Here is a 17,155-nt window from a genome sequence, read left to right as displayed (position 1 = left end):
TGTCTTTCTCTTTATAGGATGATTTATTTTTTATTGTACCAAGTGTAACTAATATTTTTCTATCTCGTAATGGTGTGTTGTAGTTTAGATTTTTAGAGATGGAACAAGTGGTTTTAATTTTTTTCTTGGGGATACTTTTCTAAAGCCCACTCTTTTAAAGAGTATAATTCTTTTAATGCGTGTAACGGAGTCAGTTCATCAAGGTTTATTTCTTTTATTTTTTCGATGAAAAGAGAGCTTTCTTTTGATATGTCATTTTGCGATTCCGTTATCTGATATTTTGGAGGATGTATCTCTTTTTGATCATGGGAATATAACTTTTCAAATATTTTCAAAATATCATATGCTCGTGATATAACTGTAGAAGGTAATCCTGCTAATTTTCCTACTTGTATTCCATGGGAGTGATCAGCAATCCCTGGGATTACTTTATGCAAGAAAATGAGCTCCTCCTTGCTTTCGCTAACTTGTAATGTGGCATTATGCAATCTTTCTAAGCTTTTTGATAAATCCGTTAATTCATGGAAATGAGTTGCTAATAACCCACGACAGCGATTAGTTTCATGTAAGTATTCTATAGTAGCCCACGCTATAGAAAGTCCATCTAATGTAGAGGTCCCCCTTCCAATCTCGTCTAAAATAACAAATGATTGATTGGTTGCTTGATTTAAAATAGATGCTGTTTCAATCATTTCTACCATAAAGGTAGAGCGTCCAGTTGCTAAATTATCTGCGGAACCGACGCGTGAAAATAATTTATCTACTATACCAATATTGGCATAAGACGCAGGGACATAAGATCCCATTTGTGCCATGATAACAATAAGAGCATTTTGGCGTAGAAAAGTGGATTTTCCTCCCATATTAGGTCCTGTTATAAGCCAAATTTTTCCACAATTTTTGTTTTTAGGACAGGATAGATCACAATTATTAGCTATAAAAGGTTTGGAAAATTTTTTTTTCAATGTTTTTTCAACTATTGGATGACGTCCATCTTGTACGATAAATTTTGTTGAATTATCAATGATAGGGCGACAATAATTTTGTTCATTAGCTAATACTGCTAAAGCAATAGATACATCAATGATAGATATCACCTGTGAGGCATTGATCAGTTCGGCTGATTTCTCTATTATAGCATTAGAGAGCGCATCAAAAGCCTCTAGTTCAATTAATAGAGCTTTATTTATGGCATTGGCAATACGATTCTCTAGGTCAATCAATTCAAGGGTGGTAAAGCGAGTTAAATTAGCCATAGTTTGTCGATGTATAAAGCGATTTGTAGGTTCTGAGGTTTTTTTTAAAATATTCGCATTACTGGAAGTTACTTCAATGAAATACCCTAGATGATTGTTATGCTTTATTTTTAGATTTTTAATTTTTGTTTCTTCGGCATATTTGCATTGTAAAGATGCAATAATACGTTTGGATTGATCGCGTAGCAACCGTGTTTCATCTAGGGTTGAATCTGCGCCATCGCGTAAAAATCCCCCATCTTTTTTAAAAGTTGGTAAGTTATCAGATAACATTGAAAATAGTATTTTTCCCAGAGATTCAGGTAGCTTTTTTAATGTTTCCACTGCGTCACGTATTTCTTCTGGAAGGTTATTGTTTAAGAGGATATTGAGAATATCCCTTCCAGAACGTATACCATCGCGGATGACAGCAAGATCTTTTGGTTCTCCTCGTCCAATTTTGAGACGAGAAAGAGCTCTTGGAACATCGGGTGAAGACTTTAATATTTTTTGTATAGACTTTGCTAGCATTAGATTTTGAATAAAAAAATCAATTGAATCAAGACGAGTATTAATTTTTTTAGAGTCAGTTAAAGGTGATGCAATTCTTTCGGCAAAAAGCCTTCCTCCAGCGCCTGTAATACTATAATCAATGGTTTTTAAAAGAGATTCCTCGCGATTTCCTGAAAGAGTGCGTAGGATTTCTAAATTGGAACGAGCAGCAGAATCAATATATAATGTAGAATTTATATCTTCTCGTTCAGGATATCCAATAGTTGCTTTATCTACCAATTGTGTTTTTTTGATGTAAGAAATTGCTGCTGCTACTGCTGTTTTTTCAACCGGAGGAAAGGACCCAAAAGTATCCACTGTTGTTATGTTATAGTAATCAGCGATGCGCCTTTCAGCAATTGAATGGTCGAAAAACACATTTGGTTGTGCTATGGCGATATTCCCCAGTGTTTCAAAGAGTGACTTGTATTCAGCATGCGACAGTTCTTTCTCAGAAAAAATTATTTCCCGTGGATCTATGCGCATGATGTCTGAAATTAATCTATGGCGATTTGATTTTGATGTTTTAAAAGTTCCTGTTGATATATCAATCCACGCAATGGACCACTCTGTTCGAATACGAGCAACGGCCATTAGATAATTAGAATCTGTTGGAGAAAGTAGTTGGTCTTCGGTAATTGTACCAGGTGTTACAAGACGAACTACACTGCGTTGCACTAAAGATTTATTACCACGTTTTTTTGCTTCAAGAGGGGATTCAATCTGTTCGCATATAGCAATTCTATATCCTGTTTTAATTAATCTTTGAATATAGTGATTCGCGGTATGTATTGGAACTCCACACATTGGAATGTCTTTTCCTAAGTGCTTGCCTCTTTTAGTTAAAGTTATTCCAAGACAACGAGATGCCACGCAAGCATCATCAAAAAATAGCTCATAAAAGTCTCCCATTCTATAAAACAGTAAACTATCAGGATTAATAGATTTTATTTCGATGTACTGACGCATCATCGGCGTCGAAGATTTTAAGTCTTCTTGATTCATTGCTTGGGAGACAAATTTTAGTGGATCTGAAAAATCATTTGTCATATATGATAATTTTTCCTGTATATCTGGGGGGTAATCTGGAAAAGGAACAATTCGATAATTTGTTCTTTGACAATCAATTTTTTAATGATGGGAAGTGCTTTTTTCTTTTTGATTGTGTTTAATAATAAGATCATTATACAAAATAGAACACGCCCCGAGAGATATTAAAAGATCTGCAAGGTTAAAAATTGCAAAAGACCATGTTTTGGTATGTAACATTATATAATCGATAACGTAACCATATAAGCAATGGTCAACTATATTCCCCAATGCGCCAGCTATGATAAGGATGTATCCTAGATCAGCGATTCTGTTCGTAGTATTTTTATTCCATATAAAAATAATGAGAGCTATTATTAAAATGCGGATACCTACAATTATTATAGGTGATATATTTGAAAGCATTGAAAAAGATATGCCAGTGTTATGTGTTAAATACAAAGTAAAAAAAGGGAAAATATGCTTAGGATCATGTAAGTTAAAATAAGAATTAATTATTATTTTACTTGATTGATCTAATGTCAAAAGAATAAATATGAGAGAAAAAATTATTATCCGACGATTAGAAATCATTTTACAAAACCTTTAAAGTACTTTGCAGTAACTATGCCCAATTTCAGATTAATATTTATCAATAATTTTCGATGAAAATCCTATCTTGACGGAAAATTTTATAGCACAAAAAATCCGGGATGAAACTAAATTTTCATTTGATGTATACACCTAAGAGGAAAAACCATACTAGAGCAATTATTGCTTCAACTTTTTTGAGATAAAGTTGAGTAAACGTAAATTATTCAACAAGTATCTAATTTTTATTCTTATCCACTGTTGAGCAATTGAGACGTTCTTTTAAATTTTTCCCAGATCTAAAAAAAGGAACCATTTTTTCTTCAACAGAGATTACTTTTTTAGCGAGTGGAGCTCTTGCTAATCTTGCAGCACGCTTTCTGATAGAAAAAGTTCCAAATCCTCGTATTTCAACTCGTCCACCACTCGCGAGAGCTTTTGTCATCTCTTCCAACAACATATTCACTATCTTTTCAACATCGAGGAGATTTATTTTAGGATTTTTTTTTGAAATTGTCTCTATTAAGGACGACTTTATCATAATAATTTTCCTATTTTAAACAATATCACGAATCTTGAGGATTCCATAACGCCAATAGTACCGTAGTATTTGTACTTTTATAAAAAGGGATAGCATCCTTTAGGGCGGATGTTAAGTGGTTTTTCAAACCAGAAAACCAATATTTTTGCGGAGGATCCCATTGTCTAATTATTTTAACATTCTTGTCTAGTCCTAGATCTCTCAATTTTCCCCAGATTTCCTTACGTCCTCCTATGATGTCTACTAGTCCTAATTTTTTAGCTTTATATCCAATCCAAATACGTCCATCGGACAAAGATAATGCTTTATCATATGGAATATTACGACTTTCAGAAACAATTTTCACGAACCAATAATAGCAATCATTGACCATCTCTTGAATCCTTTTTGTTGCTTCTGGGTTCTCCGCTGAGTAGGGAGAAGGCTCACCTTTCAACGGAGATGATTTAATGGAATTGTGTGATATTCCTAATTTGTCGAAGAGATGTTTATAATTTGTATATTCGACTAATACTCCGATAGATCCAACTATTGATGTATCGGATGCGATGATAGAATTGCCGGCGCAAGCTATCATATACGCAGCAGATGCCCCAACGCCACGAATTTCCGAAATTACTGGTTTATGACGTTTTACTTTTTGGATGGCTTTAAATATTGTCTCTCCTGCATATGCATTTCCTCCCGGGGATGATATGGATATAATGAGAGCTTTTGCAGAATCGTCTTTATCAATTTTGTCTATTCTATCTAATAATTCGTTGTTCTCTTCGATTAATCCTTCTATTGTAATTTTTGCCACATGGGGAGTCTTATCTTCAATAATTGAATTCCGAAAGGTATACAATATTCCTAGTGCTATTAACAGGAATATGAAATGTCGGGTTTTCATTTTTTTTAAAATCATGTTCATGTAAAAAAAACTCGCCTATTTGTGGTTCAAAAATTTTTCTATGATAGTGTACATGCATGCCACAGTATCATGAATGAAAAATTAAGAATTTTATTTTTCTGCACATATATTATTCTTGATTTTATTTTGAAGTTATTATTCTTGATTTTATTTTGAAATTTTATTTTGAAGTTTTAAATTTTTAAATTTTCCGATTATGATATGGATAACTGAAAAAGGTAACCGCAACGGCATTAAGGGAATTATCTCCATGACCATGAATGATGTAGATCAATTGGATAGAATAGGTAAAATATCGTCGCAAAGAAGGGAATATCGTAAACATGTCAAGTTTATTGGGTTCTTGAATTTTTTTTTGCCTGTTATAACCATATTTATGATATGTTGGCTTTCTTTTTCTTCGTGGGAATATGCACGCAATTTTTCTAAACCTTTGGTAGATTTTTTGGGTTTTGAGCCGATGGTTATGAAAAAATTTATTCTATCTGATTATAGTGAAAATCAAGTTAGATATTCATTGATGGCAGAGCATGCTAAAATTGGTTTTAATAGTAAAAATATTGTTTTTTTAAAAAATTTTGAACTAAGCATTCCTATAGAAAAAGATGATAATATGATGGTTGTTGCGAGTTCTGCTAATCTTGATTTACGTAATAATGTTTTGGATATTACTCAACCTTTTAAAATAATATTGAAGGATAATGTTCAATTAGATTTTAAAAATGCATATTTAGATATTAATAAATTGGCTATAAGTAGTGCGAGTCCTGTGATAGTTACACATTCAGATTTTGTAATTTCCGCACAATCCGTCAAAATAGACAAAAATTCTAGAAATGCAATTTTTGTAGGGGATGTGTCGGTCATAATGAAACCTGAAATATTGCAGAGGAAAAAATAATTAGGGCATAAAAGTGTTTTTTTTATGAGTTTTTTTTTGAATAATATACGGAAACATTTAGTAACTTTAGCATTTGTATTACTGACATTTAATTTATCTCAAGCATCAAATCCTTATGTGACAAGATTTAAAGTATTTGGAAATGAAAAAATTCATATTAAAAGTGATGTATTAGAGATTAAGGATGTGGCTCGAGAGGCTCTTTTTTTGGGGAATGTCCTGGTAACGCAAGGTGATTTTGTCTTAAAATCTGAAAAAATGACTGTTTATTATCAAAATAAGAATCATAATGATGGGAATAAAATTGATCGCATGGATATAGAAAGGAATATTGTTATAAAATCAGGAGACATTACAAGCATGGCTAGTAATGGTTATTTTGATTTTCAAAAGAGGGTTATGGTATTGGTTGGGGATCATGGACAAAAAGTGGTATTACGAGAAAATAAAAATACATTTTGGGGATGTAAGTTAATTGTGAATCTAGATACGAATCTTGCTAATTTGCAAGGATGCGGATCTGATCAGGTAAAATCTATAATCCATTATAATTAGACGGCTATTATTTGATTAGGAATTTAAGATGCGAGAATCTCAGCATAGTAATATGGTACAAGAAAACTGTTTGTCTGCACGTTCTTTAACTAAAAAATATAATTCAGCATATGTGGTAAAAAATGTAGATTTAGATGTTAAAACCGGTGAAATTGTGGGATTGCTTGGTCCTAATGGAGCAGGTAAAACTACTTTTTTTTATATGATAACGGGTTTAATCTCGGCGGATAATGGTTCAATTAAGATTGATGGGAATGATGTGACCCAAATGCCTATGTATAGGCGTGCTCGTTTTGGAATTAGTTATTTGCCACAAGAATCTTCTATTTTTCGAGGATTAACTGTTGAAGAAAATATTCTTGCGGCTTTGGAGGTGCATGAAAAAGACCCCAAAAAGCGTCGTGAAAGATTAGATTACCTTTTAGAAGAATTTAAAATTACCGAGTTGCGTCATGTATTAGCGCCATTGCTATCTGGGGGGCAGAGAAGACGGGTGGAAATAGCTCGTTCTCTTGTTAGTTGTCCTTCTTACATATTGCTTGACGAGCCATTTTCTGGAGTAGATCCTGTTGCTGTATCTGACATACAAACTCTCATTCGAGGTTTAGCTGCTCGTGGAATTGGTGTTTTGATAACAGATCACAATGTATATGAAACGTTAAAATTAATTGATCGTGCTTATATAATTCATGCAGGAGGGGTTCTCGCGCATGGCACAGTGAAAGAAATTATAGATAATCAAGATGTGCGACGTTTATACTTGGGGGATAGATTTGCATTATAGAGAAAATCTACTGGAGGCGCTTATATTAAGATAAGGGCCAAGCGTTTTATATGATTTACAAAGGCAACGTTTTTGCAATTATTAAAGTGAGGACACCTTGTTAGGTGTCCTCATGCGCGATAAAAACATACTATAAAAATTGTTTATGAAAATTTATGAGAAAAAAATCGAAAAAATTCTTTACTACAAATATAAAACATCTATAATATACGATATAGAAAATAATTTATATAAATCTATTGTTATATAGAACTACTAAAAATAATTATTACATTCGTGAAAAATATACAAAACGAAAAAATTCATCATTTTAAGCTTTACTAAATTCAATTATAAAAAATCTAATAAACTAAAGAAAAACAGGTCAATTTACATTTATTATCACTAAAATCTCAATAAACACAGCAATATGATATATAAATAACATCAAAAAAAGAAGTGATATTAATGGATAATAGTAATGCATAAATTGCATTATCTCACGAGATGGATGCTTTATGATAATTCGTTTAGTGTTTTCTTGAGGGTGATCAAAACTTTCCAGGCAGCTTTTTTAATAAGAGGATATTGAATAAGTTCTTGGGGATGTACTGTGGCTAATGTTGGGATAATGCGATCTTGGATGTGAATATCTCGCCATTCTCCAAGATTTTGATAGGTTGGTTTATCACCGTTGTTGAAAAAAAAACTAGTCGTCTTATTCCCAAGCAAAAAAATAATTTTAGGTGATATAAACTCAATTTGTTTCATTATGATAGGGCGACATATTTCCATTTCTATGTCAGAAAGTTTTCTGTCTCCTGAAGGGTGCCATGGGGAAATCATAGATAGATGTGTTTGCTGTCTCATGAGATCGATGGACTGGAGCATTTTATCTAATATATTCCCAGTCTTTCCAGAAAAAGGTTTTCCGCTAATATTATCGCTATCGCTAGGTGTATAACCTATAATCATGACGTCGCGTTTTTCGTCGTGTTCTGTATCGCAGATAGTAGAAAGAGACGTGCTACAAAGATGGCAGTCATGAAAAGAACAAAGGAGTGATTTTAGTTCGTGCAATGAGCAAGCTTTTTTAGCGATTGAATAAGCGTTTTGCACTAAAGGATTATTTTCATGAAAAATATTTTCTATTGGTTGTGTAATGGTATTAATAGGGCTTTCTTTTTGTTGTAGATTGTAGGTTTCTTTATCAAGACTAAGTTCATCAAAAAGCCAATAGACTCCAGAATCTGCATAAAAGAGCGCTGTTGTTAAGAGTTGCTCTTGTGATAATGTGCGTTTAGAAGTTACGTCGTTACTTTTCAAAGCTGTTCTCGTCGAGGAAAGAGTCTTTTATATCAAAATCTAATTTTAATGTAGCTGTAGAAAAATAAGAATAAATTTTTTTCAGATTTTTATTAGAGCTAAGGAAGCTATTGATGAATCTTTTATTCATCAAATTGTAGCAAGTGTTCTGTGTTATTTATGCGGAGCGATGTGGGAAGTCCCATTTTTTGAAGGACGCTTAGAAATGGCTTTGGGGGAAGCTCTTCGACATTTACCATTTTCCCAACATCCCAAATTCCTTTTGCTATTAAAACAGCGGCTGCCACGGGAGGCGTTCCAGCAGTATAAGATATTCCTTGGCTATTTATTTCTTGATATGCTTTTTGGTGATCACAAATATTGTACAGGAAGATTTCTCTTTTTTCTCCATGATATACTCCTTTTATTAGACAACCAATACAGGTTTTTCCTTGATAATGCTCTGCTAATGAAGAAGGATCTGGTAATACAGCTTTTACTACTTTCAAGGGCGCTACTTCGATGTTCTCTGCGGTTTTTATTGGTTGTTCTGATAAAAGTCCCAGATTTTTTAATACTGTGAATACATTAATGTAATGATCACTGAAACCCATCCAAAATCGTACATCGGCACCTTTCATATTTTTATATAAAGAATGTATTTCATCGTGACCACTTAAATAAACTTTCTGTTTTCCAACGATAGGAAGGTCGTATGTTTTGCTTATTTCAAACATTTTGTTGACGCACCATTGGTTTTTTTGCCAGCTATAAACCACTCCTGTAAATTCGCGCAAATTGATTTCTGCATCGAAATTTGTTGCAAAGTATTTATTATGTTTTCCAGCATTAACGTCAATTATATCGATATCTGTTATTTCATCGAAGTATTCATCCTTGGCTAAACGTGAAAAAGCGTTGACTACTCCAGGATCAAATCCTATCCCTAGAATAGCAGTAATAGATTTTGCACGACATTCATCAAGCATGTTCCATTCATAATTATTATACCAAGGAGGAGATTCGCATATTTTAAGAGGATCTTCGTGAATCGCAGTATCAATATATGCTACATTTGAGTTAATGCAGGCACGTAACACTGATATATTCAGGAAAGATGAGCCGACATTGATAACGATTTGAGAATTTGTTTTCTTGATTAGTCCCATTAATGATTCAATATCTAAAGCATTTATTTGGTGTATTGTAAGATTGCCAGGAACTTTCAGTGATTTCTTTTTGTGGATGTTTTCAGCTATTTGTGAGCACTTTTGGAGTGTGCGTGATGCGATATTGATATCTCCGAGAATGTCATTGTTTTCTGCACATTTATGAGCTACGACATGTGCAACACCTCCGGCCCCAATAATTAAAACATTTTTTTTCATCATGGTATAATTTCTCTATATATGGATGTATTGATTTGCTATTGTATCCCTTATCAGGAGAGATTTTTATAATAATCATCATAAGAAAATTCGCGTATAGTCTTTATTGTTCCGTTTAAATCTTTTACTGCGATTGTAGGCATATTTATTCCATTAAACCAGTTCTTCCTGTTTAAGTTATAACCTGCAACATCTTCAAATGATATTCTATCTCCAATCTGGACTGGTTTCGCAAAGTTGAACTCACCAAATATGTCGCCTGCAAGACAAGATCTTCCGCATACTAGAGCAGTATAAGGGCCTGTATTGGGATACATAGTTGCGGATTCTTGGTAAAGTAAGTAATCAGGTATGTGAGCTTCGACAGAGGAATCAACAATGACTAGGTTTTTGATGTTTTCGGATATATCAAGAACAGTGGTTTCTAATGTTGTGGTATTGGTTACAATAGCTTCTCCTGGTTCTAAATATATTTGAACAGAATGTTTTTCTGATAATTCTTTGAGCTGTCGACAAAAATCTTCTATTGGGTAGTTTTTTTCTGTAAAATGAATTCCTCCACCGAGACTAATCCACTCAACTTGGGAAATGAAGTGACCAAATTCTTGTTCGATATTTTTTAGCATTGCACTGAAACAAGGAAAAGATTTGTTTTCACAATTATTGTGGAACATCAATCCATTAATATTTTTTATTTCAGATTCGATTTTTTCTTTGCATTTTTCTCCTAAGCGACTAAAAGGTCGATTTGGATCAGCAAGGATGAATTTGGAATAGGATACGGATGGATTGATGCGCAATCCAATATTTTTTTTAAATTTAGATGCTTTGCTTTTGAACTTATTCAGCTGAGAAACGGCATTAAAAATTATGGTATCGCAATGAGAGAGAACCTCATCAATTTCACAATCTTTATATGCTACATTGTAAGCGTGTGTCTCTCCGCCGAATTTTTTACGTCCTAGTATAACCTCATTGAGAGATGAAGAAGTTGTCCCATCCATATATTGATTTAACGTGTCAAATATTCCCCATGTAGAAAAGCATTTGAGCGCTAGAAGTAATTTTATTCCAGCGTTTTTTCGAATACGTGAAACTACTTCTAAATTATTCAAAAGTTTTTGTTTATCAATTAAATAGTAAGGCGTTTTAATCATGATGTTTTAAAAATCTTTCGTAAAATCAATCATTTGACATTTTTATTCTGAGACCTATATTATGTTTTATGATACTAGGAACTATATCCATAATGTTCGCATTTTTTTGATATTATGTTATATCTTGCAAAATTCATCCAACAACATCCTGACTTTGTATACAATAGCGTTTTTGACTTTGCTAGTCCTTGTATTTTGATAATAGATGTGTCTATCATACGTTCTTTAGTGAAAAAATTAAATTATTATATTACTCTTTATAATAATGGTATATGCATGTGCGAGTGGTGATATTGATGAAAATTGGTAATACAGTATACAAAAATCGTGAAGACTTACCATGTTTATTACCGATTTTCCCTCTTTTAGGTATGTTATTATTACCAGGCAGTCGCTTCTCTTTTAGCGTTTATGAGAGATCATGTGTGGCTATGTTTGATTCCGTTTTAGCTGGGGATAGATTAATAGGGTTAGTGCAGCCAGCGATAAGTGGTTTCCTGACAAATAGCGATAATCGTTTATCCCAAATTGGTTGTATTGGTCGTATCACATCTTTTGTGGAAACAGATGATGGTCATTATGTTATGACTGTAACAGGCGTTTGTCGGTTCCGATTATTAGAAGAATCCTATCAATTGAATCCTTGGCGTTGTTTTTATATTGCTCCATTTATGTCTGATCTTATTGGTCATGATAATGATGGTGTTGATAGGATAGCTTTGTTGGAAGTTTTTCGAAATTATTTAGCGGCTAATAATTTGGAATCGGATTGGGAAAGTATTGAAGGTGCGAGTAATGAGGTGCTAGTGAATTCACTTGCGATGCTTTCTCCTTTCAGTGAAGAGGAAAAACAAGCGTTATTAGAGGCTCCTGATTTTAGATCTCGTGTTCAGACTTTGATTTCAATTATGAAAACTATTCTTACAAGCGATTATTCTCACATGAATAATAGGATTCAATAGATTATTAGTAATGCATATACTTGCGACATAGATTTGGGATTACTGGACAAAAAGTGATCTTACGCTTATTTTAAAATGTAGAAGGTTATTTCAAAAGAGTATCTCGTGTATAGCCGATGTTATTTGGCGCATCTATTATTTAATATGATTGTTCCAGAGTCTTGATAATAATTAGAAGTGAAATATTAAATAAAAAAACAAAGAGAAATTTACAAACAATTGCCGTGTTAAGGCGATTATTTGGAATTTTTCTTTGGCAAGGGAATACTTTTAGTATTTTTGTTATTTAGTCATTATATCATTCCAAGTGTTGGTATAAGGAAGGCATCTTGGCGTACAGGATAAAAAAGCTTTGTTCCCCGGAGAGTAAACGCGTACGGTGTTTTTCTCGTTTGCAAACGTTGTCGCCTCTATATCAAGGATTACCTTGTTGTCTTTCCCCAAAACGATGAGATTAGTTATTCCAATCTCTTTCCCTGTAACTACTACGCTGTTTTCTGTTTCCAAGGCTAAGACATCTATTACTTTCTCATTTCCGACAACTACTTTTGTGATCTTAGTATTGAATCCCAATATAAGTGACTGTCCGATTGCTACACGAAGATTCTTGGCCTCTTCTTTTTCGTGGGGTTTTGTTGGAAGAGTTTTGTTGATTGGCGAATGTGGCGGTGGTATTCGTCTTACTTTTGTTTTTGGATTCGCATGTTTTATTGCTTCTTGATGATTTCGGTGTGTGGGGAGTAGCGGAGGTTTTTGCTTTATTATTTTTTTATCTGGTATGGGATAGTTTGGTGTTGGTATTGGGGGAGGGGCTTTTTGGATTTGATCTTGCGGGAAAGCAGGATAAATGCGCGCTACTATAAAAATAAAAATAGATAAAGCCAGTGTAGTTCGAATATTTGCCATAAATTTAGCCTGTAAAATAAAATTTATAAAATAAGACGTTAATATATAGGTATAAAGACTGTAAACCTTCTTTGTTTAAATTGAGGTAAATTTCTCAAGATTCTTTGATAACACAATCCATTACGTTATTTGTCAACTATATACTATATCATTAATATTTTTTTCTATTTGAACGAATAATTACGTGTTTTACGAATATATGTTATTCTTAGAAATCAAATTATTCATTCGCTAAGTATTGTTTATGAATCTTTAATGTAGCCAGCTGTTCAACCGCTAAATTTGCAGATATTATCTTTTGCACACTAATATCTATGTTCCCCAAAGGATGTCTTCAAATATAAACAATGATTACTAATTGTGTTACAAATAACGACTATTAATCACCAATAATGCGCGTTTAATTGTATTAAAATAAAACAGTATTATCTATTTTTTCTATCATTTTAACGTCTTTTAAACGTTTTATATACAATACTTAGGGTAGAAAAAGTAAACGGGGCAGTACATGATTTCTCGGTTGGTGATAAATCACGTCGCATAGGTGTTCGAAGACTGTTAATTGCGATATGTGCTCATCATGCAACTATAAAATCATGATCTCCCCTTGCTAGACACAACATGTGTGCTACCATTGGACTGGATAATCAAATATTTTGTATTTGTCAATATGTAGTTTATAGCGAATGGTTTTGCGCGCTTCTTTATTAAGGAGTCAAAATACATGATCAGTTATTTGAAAAAAGTCTTAAAAGAAGAATCAGGGGCCACAGCTATTGAATATGCTTTGCTTGCTTCTCTTTTGGGGTTAGCGATTATTAGTTCTGTTATTGCGCTAGGAGAGAAGTTAAAGGCGGTTTTTGGAGGGATTAGTGATAGTCTCAAAGTAACCGAGATTAAGAAATAGAAATCTTAATAACAACATTTCTATTTACATTGAATAGTTGTAATTTACAGCGAATAGCTACAATTTTATTGTAGCTATTCGCATTTTATATGATTTTTATTGAGATATTTTGATGTTTTTTATTCCAAGTGCATGAGAGTAATTCGTGAATCTATTTATATTATGATTAGATGTTGATTGTAGCGGTTTTGCACAATTTTTTTTATATTTTCAAACAACTGGATTGATATCACATTTGTGATTTTTTTATTGTATGGACTATTGATCTTTGCCATAAAGTATGGTTGCTATTAAACGTATTTTATTTAATTTTTTAGAGGTAATTTTTATTATGATTAACGTTGTACAAAAATTTTTAAAAGATGAAAAAGGTGTGGGGGCTATTGAATATGGTTTGCTTGCTTCTCTTATCGCAGTAGTGATCATTACTTCTGTTACCACTCTTGGAACTAATTTGACTGGTGTTTTCAAAAATATTGCTGCCAAGTTATCGGATTCCTCAAAAAACTAAAGACGTAGAGTAATTTATAGCCAATAGTTACAATGACAACATAATGTTATTGTAACTATTCGCAATATTTTAAATTTAACTTTTAACCGTATTTTTATCCTTCATATGTGTTTAATATTTTGGTTTTCTTCCAAGTGAGGAAGAGTAATAGTGCGTTAATCTATTATAGTTAACAGATGCTTAGTGTGTCTGTTTTTTATTACTTTTACGATTTTTAGTGGTGCTTTAGGTGGAATCATCTCAGTATTATCACAATATCTTTTTATACAGTAACGCAATGATAAATAAGAATTATTTTCATTTTTTAATAGTGATAGATTGCATAATAAATTAATTATATGTTTTGTGTTGCATATTTTACAACTATTTACATTTTAAAATTACGTACGAACCTATTTTGATGAGTTATAGCGTATCAAAATTTTTTTAAAAGTAATTTTATTTTAAATTGGGAATATTTTTTTATGATAATGAATGTTATGCAAAAATTTTTAAAGGATGAATCGGGAGCTACGGCTATTGAATATGGTTTGCTTGCTTCTCTTATTGCAGTAGCAATCATTGCAGCTGTTACCACTCTTGGAACTAATTTGACTGGTGTTTTCAAAAATATTGCTACCAAGTTATCGGATTCCTCAAAAAACTAAAGACGTAGAGTAATTTATAGCCAATAGTTACAGTGACAACATAATGTTATTGTAACTATTCGCAATATTTTAAATTTAACTTTTAACCGTATTTTTATCCTTCATATGTGTTTAATATTTTGGTTTTCTTCCAAGTGAGGAAGAGTAATAGTGCGTTAATCTATTATAGTTAACAGATGCTTAGTGTGTCTGTTTTTTATTACTTTTACGATTTTTAGTGGTGCTTTAGGTGGAATCATCTCAGTATTATCACAATATCTTTTTATACAGTAACGCAATGATAAATAAGAATTATTTTCATTTTTTAATAGTGATAGATTGCATAATAAATTAATTATATGTTTTGTGTTGCGTATTTTACAACTATTTACATTTTAAAATTACGTACGAACCTATTTTGATGAGTTATAGCGTATCAAAATTTTTTTAAAAGTAATTTTATTTTAAATTGGGAATATTTTTTTATGATAATGAATATTATGCAAAAATTTTTAAAGGATGAATCGGGAGCTACGGCTATTGAATATGGTTTGCTTGCTTCTCTTATTGCAGTAGCAATCATTGCAGCTGTTACCACTCTTGGAAGTAATTTGACTACTGTTTTCTCAAATATTGCTAGCAAGTTAGCGGATATTCACAACTAAATTAGAGTAATTTATAGCCAATAGTTACAATGACAACCATAATGTTATTGTAACTATTCGCAATATCTTAAATTTAACTTTTAGCAGAATTTTTTTATCATTTATATGTCTGTTTGTTGAATATTTTGTTTCTTTCCAAAATGTAGAAGAGTAATTCGTGAATCCAGTATAGCGAACAGATGTTGATTGTGTCTGTGTTGTATCTTGTTTTTCTAGATATATTCTATGGCATATAAAATTAATTGAATTTTTTTTTATTTTACACGCATTTGAATTTTAAAATTATACATCAGCATGTAATAAATATGATATAGCAGATTAAAAAATTTTTAAAGTTAGTTTTATTTTAATTCGGAATATTTTCAATGAATATTATACAAAAATTTTTAAAGGATGAATCAGGGGCAACATCTATTGAATATGGTTTGCTTGTTTCTCTTATTGCTGTGGTGATTTTTAGTGCTGTTACCAAGATTGGAGAAGTATTGAAGGGCGATTTTAAGGTGGTTTCTAATGCTTTGCAAGGGCAGGAACATCCTCGCGCTCGAATCGGTGATCAATCGACTTCTAATTCTACACCCAATAAAGCTTCAAATACGCCTCCAAAGAATAATACAAAGAGTAATGGAAAGAATAATACAAAGAGTAATGGAAAGAATAATACAAAGAGTAATGGAAAGAATAATACAAAGAGTAATGGAAAGAATAATACAAAGAGGGGTAAAAAGAATAGGTAAAAGTATGTTGGTAAGAAGAATTAAAATAAGTTTGCTACATGATTCTTTTCAAGGTTAACATAGAATAATGACTAATACGTCTGAGAGGGATTGATGTTATTAAAAAACTATTAGGATGTGAATGATATTAGGTATGTTATTTTTTTATTTTGAGTATAGGAATTTCTTTGTGTAATTTTTGATAAAATACCGTGTATATTAGTTGTTGTAATAAAAAATTTTTTCAAAATATTCTTGTTTAAAGGATATTTTGATTTATATAATATTCATTATTTTTATTGATATTTTTATTGATATTTTTATCAATTCAAGATTATAAAGTTCCTTTTGATTATATTTTGTACATAATCATGCACTAAAATATAATTTACGAGAAAGAGTAAAATGATTGCTTCTGCTATTTTTATTATCCCTCCTTTTTGCCTAATTTTGGCGGCATTAACTGATCTTTTCGAGGCATTGATACCTAATCGGGTTTCTATTGTTATGATGAGTTCTTTTATATTAATCGCTTTCTGGGAAGGTATGGCGTATCATTTAATAGCTCTACATTTGTTGGTTGGTTTGCTTGTTTTTATTGTTTGTTTTGTTTTATTTATATTTAATATTATGGGGGGAGGGGACGTAAAGTTATTGACGGCAACATCTATTTGGTTTGGTTGGACGATCTCTTTATTAAACTTTGTATTTTATGTTGCTATTCTGGGGGGGGTATTATCTATTGGCATTTTGCTCATTAGGATGATTAATGGTTATAGCAGTTTATTTTATGCTGTTATTCCAAAAAGTTTTCTTATGAAAGGTAAAATCCCTTATGGTATTGCGATATCTATAGGCGGGTTAATTTGTTATCCAGATTCATATTTTTTTAAAGTTGTTTTGATAGGGATTTCCTCATAGTTTTATTTTTT

Annotated in this window: 18 protein-coding genes; 10 read left to right on the top strand and 8 right to left on the bottom strand. The window is 32.0% G+C overall.

Features of this window, described 5'->3' with window-relative positions; genetic code table 11:
- Positions 1-113: 113 nt before the first annotated feature.
- The 4 genes from mutS to sppA all read right to left on the bottom strand — a co-directional run bounded on the left by mutS (position 114) and on the right by sppA (position 4,795).
- Positions 114-2,837, bottom strand: a complete 2,724-nt coding sequence (gene mutS / locus G293_RS02015; RefSeq protein WP_047264090.1) for a DNA mismatch repair protein MutS — start codon at positions 2,835-2,837, stop codon at positions 114-116.
- 81 nt (positions 2,838-2,918) lie between these two features.
- Positions 2,919-3,410 (bottom strand): signal peptidase II, encoded by a 492-nt coding sequence (lspA, locus tag G293_RS02010; RefSeq protein WP_047264089.1) that lies wholly within the window; start codon positions 3,408-3,410, stop codon positions 2,919-2,921.
- A gap of 235 nt (positions 3,411-3,645) precedes the next feature.
- Positions 3,646-3,948 carry an HU family DNA-binding protein gene (locus G293_RS02005; RefSeq protein WP_047264088.1) on the bottom strand — a complete coding sequence of 101 codons (303 nt, stop codon included), beginning with the start codon at positions 3,946-3,948 and terminating at the stop codon, positions 3,646-3,648.
- A gap of 25 nt (positions 3,949-3,973) precedes the next feature.
- Positions 3,974-4,795 carry a signal peptide peptidase SppA gene (gene sppA, locus G293_RS02000; RefSeq protein WP_244464445.1) on the bottom strand — a complete coding sequence of 274 codons (822 nt, stop codon included), beginning with the start codon at positions 4,793-4,795 and terminating at the stop codon, positions 3,974-3,976.
- Between the two features lie 316 nt (positions 4,796-5,111).
- On the opposite strand from sppA, the gene G293_RS01995 reads away from it, so the two are divergent.
- Genes G293_RS01995 through lptB form a run of 3 tightly spaced genes read left to right on the top strand, consistent with a single transcriptional unit; the run spans position 5,112 to position 7,101 of the window.
- Complete coding sequence (locus G293_RS01995; RefSeq protein WP_244464444.1) at positions 5,112-5,762, top strand: hypothetical protein; 651 nt, start codon at positions 5,112-5,114, stop codon at positions 5,760-5,762.
- Between the two features lie 24 nt (positions 5,763-5,786).
- The gene (locus tag G293_RS01990; protein ID WP_047264086.1) at positions 5,787-6,317 is read left to right on the top strand and encodes an LptA/OstA family protein; all 531 of its coding nucleotides are present in this window, start codon (positions 5,787-5,789) and stop codon (positions 6,315-6,317) included.
- Between the two features lie 28 nt (positions 6,318-6,345).
- The gene (gene lptB, locus G293_RS01985) at positions 6,346-7,101 is read left to right on the top strand and encodes an LPS export ABC transporter ATP-binding protein (RefSeq protein WP_047264085.1); all 756 of its coding nucleotides are present in this window, start codon (positions 6,346-6,348) and stop codon (positions 7,099-7,101) included.
- 495 nt (positions 7,102-7,596) lie between these two features.
- Here the strand turns inward: lptB and G293_RS01980 are convergent, their stop codons facing one another.
- The 3 genes from G293_RS01980 to G293_RS01970 all read right to left on the bottom strand — a co-directional run bounded on the left by G293_RS01980 (position 7,597) and on the right by G293_RS01970 (position 10,930).
- Positions 7,597-8,406 carry a uracil-DNA glycosylase gene (locus G293_RS01980; protein WP_047264084.1) on the bottom strand — a complete coding sequence of 270 codons (810 nt, stop codon included), beginning with the start codon at positions 8,404-8,406 and terminating at the stop codon, positions 7,597-7,599.
- Positions 8,407-8,528: 122 nt separating this feature from the next.
- Complete coding sequence (locus G293_RS01975; RefSeq protein ID WP_047264675.1) at positions 8,529-9,773, bottom strand: saccharopine dehydrogenase family protein; 1,245 nt, start codon at positions 9,771-9,773, stop codon at positions 8,529-8,531.
- A 53-nt stretch (positions 9,774-9,826) separates the two neighbouring features.
- A complete protein-coding gene (locus G293_RS01970) occupies positions 9,827-10,930 on the bottom strand; it encodes a type III PLP-dependent enzyme domain-containing protein (protein ID WP_047264083.1) in 1,104 nt (367 codons plus the stop codon).
- A 296-nt stretch (positions 10,931-11,226) separates the two neighbouring features.
- Here G293_RS01970 and G293_RS01965 point away from each other — a divergent pair, with 296 nt between their 5' ends.
- Entirely contained in the window at positions 11,227-11,892 is a 666-nt protein-coding gene (locus tag G293_RS01965) for an LON peptidase substrate-binding domain-containing protein (protein ID WP_047264082.1), read from the top strand.
- A 282-nt stretch (positions 11,893-12,174) separates the two neighbouring features.
- On the opposite strand, the gene G293_RS05420 is transcribed toward G293_RS01965, so the two are convergent.
- Entirely contained in the window at positions 12,175-12,798 is a 624-nt protein-coding gene (locus tag G293_RS05420) for a pilus assembly protein N-terminal domain-containing protein (protein WP_052775012.1), read from the bottom strand.
- Between the two features lie 724 nt (positions 12,799-13,522).
- Here G293_RS05420 and G293_RS01955 point away from each other — a divergent pair.
- From G293_RS01955 to G293_RS01930, 6 genes are all read left to right on the top strand, one after another.
- Complete coding sequence (locus tag G293_RS01955; protein WP_047264081.1) at positions 13,523-13,705, top strand: Flp family type IVb pilin; 183 nt, start codon at positions 13,523-13,525, stop codon at positions 13,703-13,705.
- Between the two features lie 331 nt (positions 13,706-14,036).
- Positions 14,037-14,216 carry a Flp family type IVb pilin gene (locus G293_RS01950; protein WP_083965972.1) on the top strand — a complete coding sequence of 60 codons (180 nt, stop codon included), beginning with the start codon at positions 14,037-14,039 and terminating at the stop codon, positions 14,214-14,216.
- A 464-nt stretch (positions 14,217-14,680) separates the two neighbouring features.
- Complete coding sequence (locus G293_RS01945) at positions 14,681-14,863, top strand: Flp family type IVb pilin (protein ID WP_047264080.1); 183 nt, start codon at positions 14,681-14,683, stop codon at positions 14,861-14,863.
- A 464-nt stretch (positions 14,864-15,327) separates the two neighbouring features.
- A complete protein-coding gene (locus G293_RS01940; RefSeq protein ID WP_047264079.1) occupies positions 15,328-15,507 on the top strand; it encodes a Flp family type IVb pilin in 180 nt (59 codons plus the stop codon).
- Between the two features lie 365 nt (positions 15,508-15,872).
- On the top strand, positions 15,873-16,244 hold the full coding sequence (locus G293_RS06045; protein ID WP_052775011.1) for a Flp family type IVb pilin: 372 nt from the start codon (positions 15,873-15,875) through the stop codon (positions 16,242-16,244).
- Positions 16,245-16,628: 384 nt separating this feature from the next.
- The gene (locus G293_RS01930; protein WP_047264078.1) at positions 16,629-17,144 is read left to right on the top strand and encodes an A24 family peptidase; all 516 of its coding nucleotides are present in this window, start codon (positions 16,629-16,631) and stop codon (positions 17,142-17,144) included.
- The last annotated feature ends 11 nt before the right edge of the window (positions 17,145-17,155 follow it).

It is taken from the genome of Candidatus Liberibacter africanus PTSAPSY (genome assembly GCF_001021085.1).
GTDB lineage: Bacteria > Pseudomonadota > Alphaproteobacteria > Rhizobiales > Rhizobiaceae > Liberibacter > Liberibacter africanus.
This window is presented reverse-complemented; position numbering and strand designations above follow the sequence as displayed.

Coding starts and splice junctions, on each gene's coding strand:
- G293_RS01950 (WP_083965972.1), top strand. CDS start 14,037: ATGATTAACGTTGTACAAAAATTTTTAAAAGATGAAAAAGGTGTGGGG.
- G293_RS02005 (WP_047264088.1), bottom strand. CDS start 3,948: ATGATAAAGTCGTCCTTAATAGAGACAATTTCAAAAAAAAATCCTAAA.
- G293_RS01995 (WP_244464444.1), top strand. CDS start 5,112: ATGACCATGAATGATGTAGATCAATTGGATAGAATAGGTAAAATATCG.
- G293_RS05420 (WP_052775012.1), bottom strand. CDS start 12,798: ATGGCAAATATTCGAACTACACTGGCTTTATCTATTTTTATTTTTATA.
- G293_RS01965 (WP_047264082.1), top strand. CDS start 11,227: ATGAAAATTGGTAATACAGTATACAAAAATCGTGAAGACTTACCATGT.
- G293_RS01945 (WP_047264080.1), top strand. CDS start 14,681: ATGATAATGAATGTTATGCAAAAATTTTTAAAGGATGAATCGGGAGCT.
- mutS (WP_047264090.1), bottom strand. CDS start 2,837: ATGACAAATGATTTTTCAGATCCACTAAAATTTGTCTCCCAAGCAATG.
- G293_RS01990 (WP_047264086.1), top strand. CDS start 5,787: ATGAGTTTTTTTTTGAATAATATACGGAAACATTTAGTAACTTTAGCA.
- G293_RS06045 (WP_052775011.1), top strand. CDS start 15,873: ATGAATATTATACAAAAATTTTTAAAGGATGAATCAGGGGCAACATCT.
- G293_RS01955 (WP_047264081.1), top strand. CDS start 13,523: ATGATCAGTTATTTGAAAAAAGTCTTAAAAGAAGAATCAGGGGCCACA.
- G293_RS01930 (WP_047264078.1), top strand. CDS start 16,629: ATGATTGCTTCTGCTATTTTTATTATCCCTCCTTTTTGCCTAATTTTG.
- G293_RS01940 (WP_047264079.1), top strand. CDS start 15,328: ATGATAATGAATATTATGCAAAAATTTTTAAAGGATGAATCGGGAGCT.
- G293_RS01975 (WP_047264675.1), bottom strand. CDS start 9,773: ATGAAAAAAAATGTTTTAATTATTGGGGCCGGAGGTGTTGCACATGTC.
- lptB (WP_047264085.1), top strand. CDS start 6,346: ATGCGAGAATCTCAGCATAGTAATATGGTACAAGAAAACTGTTTGTCT.
- lspA (WP_047264089.1), bottom strand. CDS start 3,410: ATGATTTCTAATCGTCGGATAATAATTTTTTCTCTCATATTTATTCTT.
- G293_RS01970 (WP_047264083.1), bottom strand. CDS start 10,930: ATGATTAAAACGCCTTACTATTTAATTGATAAACAAAAACTTTTGAAT.